Below are 12,101 nucleotides of genomic sequence, written 5' to 3'. Positions count from 1 at the left end.
CTACCATGCTGCTGATGATCGACAACTACGACTCCTTTACCTACAACGTGGTGCAGTACCTGGGCGAGCTGGGTGCCGACGTGCAGGTGATCCGCAACGACGAGCTCAGCATCGCCGAGATCGAGGCGCTGCAGCCCGAGCGCATCGTGGTCTCGCCCGGCCCGTGCACACCGACCGAAGCCGGGGTGTCCATCGAAGCCATCCTGCATTTTGCCGGCAAGCTGCCGATCCTCGGCGTGTGCCTGGGTCACCAGAGCATCGGCCAGGCCTTCGGCGGCGACGTGGTGCGTGCGCGCCAGGTGATGCACGGCAAGACCAGCCCGGTGTTTCACGAAGACAAGGGCGTGTTCGCCGGCCTCAACCAGCCGCTGACCGTGACCCGCTATCATTCCCTGGTGGTCAAGCGCGAAACCTTGCCGGATTGCCTGGAAGTCACCGCCTGGACCCAGCGTGAAGACGGCTCGGTGGACGAGATCATGGGCCTGCGCCACAAGACGCTGAACATCGAGGGGGTGCAGTTCCACCCGGAATCCATCCTCACTGAACAGGGCCACGAACTGTTCGCCAATTTCCTCAAGCAGAGCGGCGGGGTGCGCTGACATGGATATCAAGGAAGCCCTCAACCGGGTGGTCAACCAGCTCGACCTGAGCACCGCGGAAATGCAGGACGTGATGCGCGAGATCATGACCGGCCAGTGCACCGATGCGCAGGTCGGCGCGTTCCTCATGGGCATGCGGATGAAGAGCGAGACCATCGACGAGATCGTCGGCGCCGCCACCGTCATGCGCGAGCTGGCCGCGCCGGTGCGGATCGACGCCGAGCGCCTGGTCGACACCTGCGGCACCGGTGGCGACGGCATGAACATCTTCAACGTCTCCACCGCCGCCGCCTTCGTGGTCGCCGCGGCAGGCGGACGTGTGGCCAAGCACGGCAACCGCGCGGTCTCCGGCAAGAGCGGCAGTGCCGACCTGCTGGAGGCGGCCGGGGTCTACCTCAACCTCACGCCCGAGCAGGTGGCGCGCTGCGTCGAAAGCGTGGGGGTGGGCTTCATGTTCGCCCCGGCCCATCACGGCGCGATGAAGCATGCCATCGGCCCGCGTCGCGAGCTGGGCCTGCGCACTATCTTCAACATGCTTGGGCCCATGACCAACCCGGCGGGGGTCAAGCACCAGGTGCTCGGCGTGTTCAGTCAGGCCCTGTGCCGGCCGCTGGCCGAAGTGCTGCAGCGCCTGGGCAGCGAGCATGTGCTGGTGGTGCATGCCCAGGACGGCCTGGACGAAGTCAGCCTGGCCGCGCCGACCCATGTCGCCGAACTGAAGGACGGCGTGATCAGCGAGTACCGCGTGCAGCCGGAAGACTTCGGCATCCGCAGCCAGAGCCTGATCGGCCTGACCGTGAATGGCGCGCAGGACTCCCTGGCGCTGATCCGCGACGCGCTGGGCAAGCGCAAGACCGACAATGGCCTGAAGGCCGCCGACATGATCGTGCTCAACGCCGGCGCCGCGCTGTATGCCGCCGACCATGCGACCAGCTTCCGCGAAGGCGTGCAGCTGGCGCAGGACGCCTTGCACACCGGCCTGGCCTGGGAAAAACTCGACGAGCTGGTGTCCTTCACCGCCGTGTTCAAGCAGGAGAACGAAGCGTGAGCATCCCCACCGTGCTGGAGAAGATCCTCGCCCGCAAGGCCGAGGAAGTGGCGGAGCGCCGCGCGCGCGTCGGTTTGGCCGAGGTCGAGGCTCTGGCGCGTAGCGCCGATGCCCCGCGCGGCTTCGCCCGTGCGCTGCTGGAACAGGCGGCGCGCAAGGAAGCGGCGGTGATCGCCGAGGTGAAGAAGGCCTCGCCGAGCAAGGGCGTGCTGCGCGAGAATTTCGACCCGGCGCAGATCGCCCGCAGTTACCAAGCCGGCGGCGCCACCTGCCTGTCGGTGCTCACCGACATCGACTTCTTCCAGGGTGCCGACGAATACCTGCAACAGGCGCGTGCCGCCTGCAGCCTGCCGGTGATCCGCAAGGACTTCATGATCGACCCCTATCAGGTGGTGGAAGCGCGGGCCATCGGCGCCGACTGCATCCTGCTGATCGTTTCCGCCCTGGACGACGCGCGCATGGCCGAACTGGCCAGCGTGGCCAAGGATGTCGGCCTCGACGTACTGGTCGAGGTGCACGACGGCGATGAGCTGGAGCGTGCGCTGAAGACCCTGGACACGCCGCTGGTGGGCATCAACAACCGCAGCCTGCACAGCTTCGAAGTGAACCTGGAAACCACCCTCGACCTGCTGCCGCGCGTGCCGCGCGACCGCCTGGTGATCACCGAGAGCGGCATCCTCAACCGCGCCGATGTCGAGCTGATGGAGATCAACGAGGTCTACGCCTTCCTGGTCGGCGAAGCCTTCATGCGCGCCGAGGAACCGGGGGCCGAGCTGCGTCGCCTGTTCTTCCCGGAGAAGGGCCGCCTGGTGCTGGGCGCCGACCCGGACTGAGCGCCACGCACAAAAAACCCGCCGATTGGCGGGTTTTTTCATTTATCGGGGCTGGCAGTCCCGATCAGCGAGTGCCGAAGACCACCATGGTCTTGCCTTTCACATGCACCAGGCCCTGTTCTTCCAGGGACTTGAGCACGCGGCCGACCATCTCGCGGGAGCAGCCGACGATGCGGCCGATTTCCTGGCGGGTGATCTTGATCTGCATGCCGTCCGGGTGGGTCATGGCGTCCGGCTGCTTGCACAGGTCGAGCAGGGTGCGCGCCACGCGGCCGGTGACGTCGAGGAAGGCCAGGTCGCCGACCTTACGCGTGGTGTTGCGCAGGCGGTCGGCCATCTGGCTGCCGAGGGTGTAGAGGATTTCCGGGTCCTGCTGGGTCAGCTCGCGGAACTTGGCGTAGCTCAGTTCCGCCACTTCGCATTCGGTCTTGGCGCGCACCCAGGCGCTGCGTTCCTTCTCGCTGCCGTCCTTCTCGAACAGGCCCATTTCGCCGAAGAAGTCGCCGGAGTTGAGGTAGGCGATGATCATTTCCCGGCCATCGTCGTCTTCGATCAGGATGGTGACCGAGCCCTTGACGATGAAGAACAGGGTTTCGCAGCGATCACCTGCATAGATGATGGTGCTTTTGGCGGTGTAGCGGCGGCGATGGCAATGTGCGAGTAGTTTGTCGAGGTTCTTGATTTTAGGTGTAAGGGTAATAGCTACCATGCCCGAGTCCCGAAGAAAAAAAGAGTAAGCCTTTGTCCAACAGGCGATTTTTTTATTAGTTATCTGAACAAGTGTGCCAGTTATCCGCGGCCAGCTTAACAGACCGGATAGGTGCAGCAAGCCGATTTGCGACGTAGCTAACACTGCCTGCCGCTAAACTGCCTCGCCCCGCCTGGAGCTGGCGCGGTAGAGCGCTGTGATAAGCTGGGCGCCTTTTTTCGGGCAGTGGAGAATCCAGGCGATGAAAGCGCGCATTCAGTGGGCCGGCGAGGCGATGTTCCTCGGCGAATCGGGCAGCGGTCACGTGGTGGTGATGGACGGCCCGCCGGAGGCCGGTGGGCGCAACCTCGGCGTGCGGCCCATGGAGATGGTGCTGCTCGGCCTGGGCGGCTGCAGCAACTTCGACGTGGTCAGCATCCTCAAGAAGTCGCGCCAGCCGGTGGAAAGCTGCGAAGCCTTCCTCGAAGCCGAGCGCGCCGACGAAGACCCCAAGGTGTTCACCAAGATCCACCTGCACTTCGTGGTCAAGGGCCGCGGCCTGAAAGAGGCCCAGGTCAAGCGCGCGGTGGAGCTGTCGGCGGAGAAGTACTGCTCGGCCTCGATCATGCTCGGCCGCGCCGGCGTCGAGATCAGTCATGACTATGAAATCGTCGAGCTGGGCGCCGCCGCCTCGGTCTGACACCCGCGCATCACAAAGGCGGCCTAAACTCTGGCAGTCGGGGCCGCCGCTCTGCATAATGCGCGCCTTTTTCGGGGCCGGACCAGTGCCCCAAACCATACCCACAATCGCCATCGCGAAGAGGTGTTAACCGTCCTACGCAGCTGCGTCGTTCGCAGTTGACGGGCATGCTCGATCACGCGGCAGAGCCGCATCCACACAGAGAGTTTCCAACGGTGAAAAGCAAACTCAAGCTCCACGGGTTCAACAACCTGACGAAGACCTTGAGCTTCAACATCTATGACATCTGCTACGCGGAAACGCCGGAAGACCAGCAGGCCTACGTCCAGTACATCAATACCGAGTACGACGCCGAGCGCCTGACGCAGATCCTCACCGATGTTGTCGACATCATCGGCGCCAATATCCTGAACATCGCCCGTCAGGACTACGACCCGCAAGGCGCCAGCGTGACCATCCTGATTTCCGAGCAGCCGGTCACCCCGACCGACAGCCAGATCGAGGAGTCGCCCGGGCCGCTGCCGGAGACCATCCTGGCGCACCTGGACAAGAGCCACATCACCGTGCACACCTACCCGGAAATCCATCCGGTCGAGGGCATCGCGACTTTCCGTGTCGACATCGACGTGTCCACCTGCGGGGTGATCTCGCCGCTGAAGGCGCTCAACTACCTGATCCACCAGTTCGACTCGGACATCGTCACCGTCGACTACCGGGTGCGCGGCTTCACCCGCGACGTGGAAGGCAAGAAGCACTTCATCGACCACGAGATCAACTCGATCCAGAACTACCTCTCCGAGGACACCCAGGACGCCTACCAGATGACGGACGTCAACGTGTACCAGGAGAACCTGTTCCACACCAAGATGCTGCTCAAGGACTTCGAGCTGGACAACTACCTGTTCGGCGACGCGGCCAGCAACCTGACCGCCGAGCAGCGCGAGCAGATCGAGGCGCGCGTGCGCCATGAAATGCTGGAGATCTTCTACGCGCGCAACATGCCGCGCTGATCGTCCCGCAACGAAAAAGGGCGCCACTGGCGCCCTTTTTCATGTCCGCAATATCGAACCTGTCGCTTAAATACGATAGGTGCTCTTGGTCATTACCTTGGACAGCAGGCTCATGCCGAACTTGACCGGTGCCGGGAAGCGCAGGCCGCCGGCCTCGATGGCGCTGGTGGCGTGGTGTTCCTCGTCCTCGCGCATCTGTTCGAGGATGGCGCGGGTCTTGGCGTCGTCGTGGGGAATCTGTTCCAGGTGTTCGTCCAGGTGCTTGACCACCTGATCTTCGGTGGCGGCGACGAAGCCCAGGCTGACCTTGTCGCTGATCAGTCCGGCGACCGCGCCGACGCCGAAGGACAGGCCATAGAACAGCGGGTTGAGCACGCTCGGGTGGCTGCCCAGTTCGCGGATGCGCTGCTCGCACCAGGCCAGGTGGTCGATTTCCTCGTCGGCGGCATGCTCCATGGCCTTGCGCACCTGCGGCAGCTTGGCGGTCAGCGCCTGGCCCTGGTACAGCGCCTGGGCGCAGACCTCGCCGGTGTGGTTGATGCGCATCAACCCGGCCACATGGCGGGCATCGTCAGCACTCAGCGCCGCCTCGTTCTGCACGATGGCCGGCGACGGCCGCGCCGGCGCCCCGCTGAACGGCAGCAGGGTGCGCATGGCGGCATCGGCCTGCATCAGCAGGCGGTCGACGGGGGAAAACTGGCGTTCGCTGGTCATGGTCATCTCCACGGGAAGCATGCCGGGCAGTTTACCTGAACCCGCGGGCAGAAATTTGACGGCTGACAAGAGGGCGCGGCTTGCCCGCGGGCGCTCAGCCCGGCGGCCAGTGCATCTGGCGCTGGCCGAGCACGTGCATGTGTATGTGATGCACGGTCTGCCCGCCTAGATCGTTGCAGTTCATCACCACGCGGAAACCCTCGGCACAGCCCAGCTCCCGGGCCAGGCGCTGGCCGGTGAAGACCACGTGCCCGAGCAGGGCGCGGTCGTCCTCGGCGAGATCGCCCAGGGTGGCGATGTGGCGTTTGGGGATCACCAGGAAATGCACCGGCGCCTGCGGGCCGATGTCGTGGAAGGCGAACACCTGGTCGTCTTCGTAAAGCTTGCGCGCGGGAATTTCCCCGGCGACGATCTTGCAGAACAGACAGTCCACGGGTATTCCTCCTGCGGCTTTGGGTATCCTGCGAGTGTAATGGCGCGTATCCGCCCCGGCCAGCCGGCGGGGCACAAGGAGTGGCGGTGAAGAACGATATTCATGACCTGGGCCTGGTGCTCGACTCCAGGGTCAAGCTGGTGGTGATCGAGTCCTGGGACGAGAAGCGCGTGCTGGAGACCCTGACCGGTCTGGCGGTCAAGCGCGGCCTCGGCCTGTTCACCTGGTCGGTGACCGAGGGCCTGCAGCGCCTGGGCTTCGGTGGCGAGCCGGCCGGCCTCGGCGAGAGCTTCGAGGCCGAGGCGGCGCTCAGCCTGATCAAGCACGACCCGCAGCCCAACCTGTACGTGCTGTGCGACCTGCATCCGTTCCTCGCCGACAATCCCAAGCTGGTGCGCCTGCTCAAGGAAGTCGCGATGAACGAGGCGCCGCACAAGCCGACCCTGGTGCTGGTCTCCCATGCCCTCAAGCTGCCCGCGGAAGTGCAGCGCTATGCCGCGCGCTTCAGCCTGGCGCTGCCCAGCGAGGAGGAGCTGCTGGCCATCGTCCGCGACGAGGCGACGCGCTGGAGCGAGCGCAACCGCGGCGCCCGGGTGCGCACCGACAACCGCACCCTGCAGCAGGTGGTGAAGAACCTGCGCGGCATGAGCCACGCCGAGGCCCGCGCCCTGGCGCGCAACGTGATCTGCGACGACGGTGCGATCACCCAGGAAGACCTGCCGGAGCTGAACAAGACCAAGTTCCAGCTGCTCGACCTGGAGGGCGTGCTCAGCTTCGAATACGACACCGCGCAGTTCGCCGAAGTCGGCGGCCTGGGCAACCTCAAGCGCTGGCTGGGCGAGCGTCAGGACAGTTTCCTCGCCGGCAAGGCCGCGGACATGCCCAAGGGCGTGCTGCTGGTCGGCGTGCAGGGCGGCGGCAAGAGCCTGGCGGCCAAGGCGGTGGCCGGTCTGTGGGGGCTGCCGCTGCTGCGCCTGGATTTCGCCAGCCTGTACAACAAGTTCTTCGGCGAGACCGAGCGCAACCTGCGCGAGGCGCTCAAGCTGGCCGAGCAGATGGCGCCCTGCGTGCTGTGGATGGACGAGCTGGAGAAGGGCCTGTCCGCCGGCGACCATGACGAGGGCGTCGGCCAGCGCGTGCTCGGCACCCTGCTGACCTGGATGGCCGAGCGCAAGGCGCCGGTGTTCATGGTCGCCACCGCCAACGCCATCCACCGCCTGCCGCCGGAGCTGGTGCGCAAGGGCCGCTTCGACGAGCTGTTCTTCGTCGACCTGCCGGATGCGGCGGTGCGTGCGGACATCTTCGCCATCCACCTGCAGCGTCGCGAACTCGACCCGCAGCAGTTCGACCTGGCCGAGCTGGCGGCGGCCTGCGCCGGCTTTTCCGGTGCGGAGATCGAGCAGGTGGTGGTCAGCGCCCTGTACGCGGCGCAGGCCCGCCAGCAGTCGGTGGATCAGGCCCTGCTGTTGCACAATATCCAGGCCACGGCGCCGCTGTCGGTGGTGATGGCCGAGGACCTGGCGGCCCTGCGTGCCTGGGCCGCCGGGCGTACGGTCAGTGCCGGCTAGGCTGCGTGTCGCTGCGCGGCAGTAGCGGGCGGATGCTGCGCTCCGTGAGGTAACGGGCCAGGGCCCGTGGCAGCAGGCGCACCAGGCGTGACAGCAGGCGGTTGCGCCGCCCGGGGATGATGATGGCGCGGTTCTTCTCCAGGCCGCGCACGGCCAGCAGCGCCACTTCCTCCGGGTCGGCCAGCAGCTGGCGTTGCTCCAGCCCCTGGCTGCACAGCTGGCTGTTGCGGAAGAAGGCGGTCGCCACCGGCCCCGGGCACAGCACCGAGACTTTCACCCCGTAGGGCGCCAGCTCGCTGCGCAGGCCTTCGGAAAAGTGCAGCACATAGGCCTTGCTGGCGAAGTAGTTGCTCATCAGCGGGCCGGGCTGGAATGCCGCCAGCGAGGCGACATTGAGAATCTGCCCGCCGCCCTGCTGCACCATGTGCTGGCCGATGGCATGGCACAGCCGGCACAGGGCCAGGATGTTCAGCTCGATCAGTTCCTGCTCGCGGCCCCAGTCCTGCTCGACGAACAGCCCCGCGGTGCCGATGCCGGCGTTGTTCACCAGCAGGTCGATGCGCCGCTCGCCCTGCTCCAGCTCCTGGATCAGGCCGGTCAGGCGCAGCGGCTCGCTCAGGTCGCAGACGCGCAGCAGCGCCTCGATGCCGAAGCGCTGGCTCAGCTCGCAGGCGATGCTCTCCAGGGCATCGCGCTGGCGTGCCACCAGGATCAGGTTGCGCCCCTGGCGCGCCAGGGCCTCGGCCAAGGCCAGGCCGAGGCCGCTGGAGGCCCCGGTAATCAGTGCATAGCTGGGCATGGGCCGTCCTGGTCGATGGCTAACCGCTTATTCCTGGTAGTCAGGCGCGCTCTGTTCAAGTTGCGCCTCTTGGGCTCGCTCGAGATAGCCCTGATAGGACGGAACGGCGATCGCGGCGAGAATACCCAGAACGAAAACCGCAAGCCAGGACCAGGCGAGCAGCTTGACGCCGGTGCTGTTGGGCGGCGGCGGCGGGCCGTAGCGGTTGGCCGCGGTGGTGCCTGGCACGAGCAGCATGATCAGGGAGAATACGCCGCCGACCACCGGCACCAGGTTCAGCAGCAGCAGCCAGCCGGACCAGCCGATGTCATGCAGGCGCTGCACGCCGATCTGCACGCCGACCACGATGGCGCCGATGGCCAGGGCGATGACCAGGATGATGCCGATCGCCGGGGAAATGGCGCTGCCCAATGCGGCCAGCAGGCCCACGCCCATGGCGGCGAAAGCCATGGCCATCGACCAGCCCAGGTAGCGCACCCGGCCAATGCGCCCCGTCACGCTGAACACCCGCAGCTCGCCGAACTCGGGCTGCGGCTCGGCGACCTGGGCCTTGGGCGTGCTGTAGGGCGAGGCGTCCAGGCTGGCGCTGGCCGGTGCCGTCATGGCGGCCTGCTGGGCCTGGCGAGCCAGGTACTTGTCGATGATGATGCCGCAGGCCGTGCATTCGCCGGCCTTGGCCTGCTCGTGGCCGCACTTGGGGCAGCTCATGCTATCGCTGTCGGGCGGCGCGTCAGTGGCGGCAGTGGCGGCCGGACGGTGGTCGTCGGTGTCCAGCAGGCTCAGGTTGGTGCTCGCTTCCGGTTCCTTGCGCACGCGCGCGCCGGCCTGCTGCAGGGCGCTCAGGTACTTGTCGGCCTCGCTTTCCGCCAGGTCGCGCTTGAGTGCCACGGCAGCACCGCTGAACAGTGCCTCGATCCTCTGGCGATCACTCTTGAACAGGCGGGCCAGGTTGTCTTTCACCGTGTCCAGTGCCGCCTCGGGCATCAGTTCGCCGGTGAACACGATCTTGTAGCGGGCTTCGGTCATGCGTGCGTCCCTGTCAGCGTGTGGAATGTCGTGAGCCTAGGCATTTCGCCGGGTGCGGACAAGCACCCGGCTGCGCAATTTTCTGCTCAGCGCGGCCAGCGCTGGGCCAGTTGCCCGGCCAGGCCCTGGGCGCGGCGGTACTCCGCGTCGAGGCGGACGATCAGCTCGCTCACGCTGGGCAGGTCGCGGATGCCGCCGACGCCCTGGCCGGCCGACCACACGGTCTTCCAGGCCTTGGCTTCCTCGTCCATCGGCTTGAGCTTCTCGCCGTAGTTGATGTCGCCCTTGTCCTGCAGGCGCTTGAGGTCGTAGCCGGCCTGTTCCAGGCTCTGGCGCATGAAGCTGGCCGGGACCCCGGAGACCGCCGGGGTGTGCACGATATCGGCGGCCTGGGCATTCAGGATCATCTGCTTGTAGGCCATGTCGGCATTGCTTTCGCGGGTGGCGATGAAGCGGCTGCCGAGGTAGGCCAGGTCGGCGCCGAGCAGCTGGGCGGCGAGGATCTCGTGGCCATTGTTCAGGCAGCCGGCCAGCAGCAGGGTCTTGTCGAAGAACTGGCGGATCTCGGCGAGCAGGGCGAACGGGCTCCAGGTCCCGGCATGCCCGCCGGCGCCGGCAGCCACCGCGATCAGCCCGTCGACGCCGGCCTCGGCGGCCTTCTCGGCATGGCGGCGGGTGGTCACGTCATGGAACACCAGGCCGCCGTAGCTGTGCACCGCATCCACCACTTCCTTGACCGCGCCCAGGCTGGTGATCACCAGCGGCACCTGGTGCTCCACGCAGATCGCCAGGTCGGCCTGCAGGCGCGGGTTGCTGCCGTGCACGATCAGGTTCACCGCGTAGGGCGCGGCGTCGGCGTTGAGCCCGGCGCCGATTTCCTCCAGCCAGGCCTTGAAGCCGCCACTGTCGCGCTGGTTGAGGGCCGGGAAGCTGCCGACCACGCCATTGTTGCAGCAGGCCAGGACCAGAGGTGGGGTGGAGACCAGGAACATCGGCGCGGCGACCACCGGCAGGCGCAGGCGTTGATCGAGCAGGGCGGGCAGGGACATGGGGCTTCCTCTTGTTATGGGGCTCAGAAGGGCTTGACCGCCACCAGGATGACGATGCCCAGCAACAGCAGCACCGGGGCTTCATTGAACCAACGATAGAACACATGGCTGCGGGCGTTCTCGCCGCGGGCGAAGCGCTTGAGCTGGGCGCCGCAGGTGTGGTGGTAGCCGATCAGCACCACGACCAGCAGCAGCTTGGCGTGCAGCCAGCCCATCTGCAGCCAGGCCGGGTTGAGGTAGAGCAGCCAGCCGCCGAGCAGCACGGTAGCGATCATCGACGGGTTCATGATGCCGCGATAGAGCTTGCGCTCCATCACGCAGAAGCGCTGCTGGCTGGTCTCGTCCTCGCTCATGGCGTGGTAGACGAACAGGCGCGGCAGGTAGAACAGCCCGGCGAACCAGCAGACCATGGCGATGATGTGCAGGGCCTTGACCCAGAGATAGAGCATCGAAAGCTTCCCGACGGCGAATGAATAGCGTCGATAGTAGTGAAAGCCTTGTCCTTACGTCACCCTCGAGGTTGGCCGCAGCCCCGGCGGGCTTTATCATCGGCAGCCTTTCTGGACTGGCTGTGAGGGTGAAGTGATGGTCAAGGTCGGTATCGTTGGCGGCACGGGCTACACCGGGGTCGAACTGCTGCGCCTGCTGGCGCAGCACCCGCAGGCTGAAGTGGCGGTGATTACCTCGCGCTCCGAGACCGGGGTGAAGGTTGCCGACATGTACCCGAACCTGCGCGGCCACTACGACAACCTGGCGTTCAGCATGCCGGACGTGGCCACCCTGGGCGCCTGCGACGTGGTGTTCTTCGCCACCCCGCACGGCGTGGCCCATGCCCTGGCCGGCGAGCTGCTGGCCGCCGGCACCCGGGTGATCGACCTGTCCGCCGACTTCCGCCTGCAGGATGCCGAGGAGTGGGCGCAGTGGTACGGCCAGCCGCACGGTGCGCCGGAGCTGCTGCCCGAGGCGGTCTACGGCCTGCCGGAAGTGAATCGCGAGGCGATTAAGGGTGCGCGCCTGATCGCCGTCCCGGGTTGCTACCCCACCGCCACCCAGCTGGGCCTGATCCCGCTGCTGGAGGCCGGCCTGGCCGACACCAGCCGGCTGATCGCCAACTGCGCATCCGGTGTCAGCGGCGCCGGGCGCGGTGCCAAGGTCGGCTCGCTGCTCTGCGAAACCAGCGAAAGCATGATGGCCTATGCGGTCAAGGGCCACCGCCACCTGCCGGAGATCAGCCAGGGCCTGCGTCGCGCGGCAGGCGGCCCGGTCGGCCTGACCTTCGTGCCGCACCTGGCACCGATGATCCGCGGCATCCATGCCACCCTGTACGCCACCGTGGCCGATCGCGGCGTCGACCTGCAGGCACTGTTCGAGCAGCGTTACGCCAACGAGCCGTTCGTCGACGTGATGCCGGCCGGCAGCCATCCGGAAACCCGCAGCGTGCGCGGCGCCAACGTCTGCCGCATCGCCGTGCACCGGCCGCAGGGCGGCGAGCTGGTGGTGGTCCTGTCGGCCATCGACAACCTGGTCAAGGGCGCCTCTGGCCAGGCCCTGCAGAACATGAACATCCTCTGCGGCCTGGACGAGCGCCTGGGCCTGGCCCATGCCGCCCTGTTGCCGTGACCGGCGGCCGGTGA

Annotated in this window: 14 protein-coding genes; 7 read left to right on the top strand and 7 right to left on the bottom strand. The window is 66.5% G+C overall.

The genetic code is table 11. The features are described 5' to 3' along the window. Positions 1-5: 5 nt before the first annotated feature. Genes GV001_RS19740 through trpC form a run of 3 tightly spaced genes read left to right on the top strand, consistent with a single transcriptional unit; the run spans position 6 to position 2,480 of the window. Entirely contained in the window at positions 6-599 is a 594-nt protein-coding gene (locus GV001_RS19740; RefSeq protein ID WP_160083007.1) for an aminodeoxychorismate/anthranilate synthase component II, read from the top strand. A gap of 1 nt (position 600) precedes the next feature. Beyond that, positions 601-1,647: an anthranilate phosphoribosyltransferase gene (trpD, locus tag GV001_RS19735; protein ID WP_160083005.1), complete on the top strand. Its 1,047-nt coding sequence runs from the start codon at positions 601-603 to the stop codon at positions 1,645-1,647. Next, on the top strand, positions 1,644-2,480 hold the full coding sequence (gene trpC, locus GV001_RS19730) for an indole-3-glycerol phosphate synthase TrpC (RefSeq protein ID WP_160083003.1): 837 nt from the start codon (positions 1,644-1,646) through the stop codon (positions 2,478-2,480). The genes trpD and trpC overlap by 4 nt, the downstream gene beginning before the upstream one ends. 64 nt (positions 2,481-2,544) lie before the next feature. On the opposite strand, the gene crp is transcribed toward trpC, so the two are convergent. Next, positions 2,545-3,189: a cAMP-activated global transcriptional regulator CRP gene (crp, locus tag GV001_RS19725; protein WP_160083001.1), complete on the bottom strand. Its 645-nt coding sequence runs from the start codon at positions 3,187-3,189 to the stop codon at positions 2,545-2,547. Between the two features lie 241 nt (positions 3,190-3,430). On the opposite strand from crp, the gene GV001_RS19720 reads away from it, so the two are divergent. Then, entirely contained in the window at positions 3,431-3,868 is a 438-nt protein-coding gene (locus GV001_RS19720) for an OsmC family protein (protein ID WP_160082999.1), read from the top strand. Between the two features lie 215 nt (positions 3,869-4,083). Continuing rightward, positions 4,084-4,878, top strand: a complete 795-nt coding sequence (gene speD / locus GV001_RS19715) for an adenosylmethionine decarboxylase (protein WP_160082997.1) — start codon at positions 4,084-4,086, stop codon at positions 4,876-4,878. Positions 4,879-4,944: 66 nt separating this feature from the next. Here speD and coq7 read toward each other — a convergent pair whose 3' ends face one another. Together coq7 and GV001_RS19705 are read right to left on the bottom strand one after the other, a co-directional pair. Then, positions 4,945-5,592 (bottom strand): 2-polyprenyl-3-methyl-6-methoxy-1,4-benzoquinone monooxygenase, encoded by a 648-nt coding sequence (coq7, locus tag GV001_RS19710; RefSeq protein WP_160082995.1) that lies wholly within the window; start codon positions 5,590-5,592, stop codon positions 4,945-4,947. 94 nt (positions 5,593-5,686) lie between these two features. Continuing rightward, on the bottom strand, positions 5,687-6,025 hold the full coding sequence (locus tag GV001_RS19705; protein ID WP_160082993.1) for a histidine triad nucleotide-binding protein: 339 nt from the start codon (positions 6,023-6,025) through the stop codon (positions 5,687-5,689). An 86-nt stretch (positions 6,026-6,111) separates the two neighbouring features. Between GV001_RS19705 and GV001_RS19700 the strand changes: the two genes are divergently transcribed. Then, the gene (locus tag GV001_RS19700) at positions 6,112-7,593 is read left to right on the top strand and encodes an AAA family ATPase (protein WP_160082991.1); all 1,482 of its coding nucleotides are present in this window, start codon (positions 6,112-6,114) and stop codon (positions 7,591-7,593) included. On the opposite strand, the gene GV001_RS19695 is transcribed toward GV001_RS19700, so the two are convergent. The 4 genes from GV001_RS19695 to hemJ all read right to left on the bottom strand — a co-directional run bounded on the left by GV001_RS19695 (position 7,580) and on the right by hemJ (position 10,916). Next, positions 7,580-8,392, bottom strand: coding sequence for an SDR family oxidoreductase (locus tag GV001_RS19695; protein WP_160082989.1), 813 nt, complete (start codon positions 8,390-8,392; stop codon positions 7,580-7,582). The genes GV001_RS19700 and GV001_RS19695 overlap by 14 nt on opposite strands. Before the next feature lie 27 nt (positions 8,393-8,419). Continuing rightward, entirely contained in the window at positions 8,420-9,418 is a 999-nt protein-coding gene (locus tag GV001_RS19690) for a DUF805 domain-containing protein (protein ID WP_160082987.1), read from the bottom strand. Positions 9,419-9,504: 86 nt separating this feature from the next. Continuing rightward, on the bottom strand, positions 9,505-10,467 hold the full coding sequence (locus tag GV001_RS19685; RefSeq protein ID WP_160082986.1) for a nitronate monooxygenase family protein: 963 nt from the start codon (positions 10,465-10,467) through the stop codon (positions 9,505-9,507). 23 nt (positions 10,468-10,490) lie between these two features. Continuing rightward, positions 10,491-10,916 (bottom strand): protoporphyrinogen oxidase HemJ, encoded by a 426-nt coding sequence (hemJ, locus tag GV001_RS19680; protein ID WP_160082984.1) that lies wholly within the window; start codon positions 10,914-10,916, stop codon positions 10,491-10,493. 136 nt (positions 10,917-11,052) lie between these two features. On the opposite strand from hemJ, the gene argC reads away from it, so the two are divergent. Next, complete coding sequence (argC, locus tag GV001_RS19675) at positions 11,053-12,087, top strand: N-acetyl-gamma-glutamyl-phosphate reductase (protein WP_160082982.1); 1,035 nt, start codon at positions 11,053-11,055, stop codon at positions 12,085-12,087. The last annotated feature ends 14 nt before the right edge of the window (positions 12,088-12,101 follow it).

The organism is Pseudomonas sp. 8AS, from assembly GCF_902506505.1.
GTDB lineage: Bacteria > Pseudomonadota > Gammaproteobacteria > Pseudomonadales > Pseudomonadaceae > Aquipseudomonas.
Note: the sequence above shows the minus strand (reverse complement) of the source record. Positions and strands in the feature narration are given on the sequence as shown.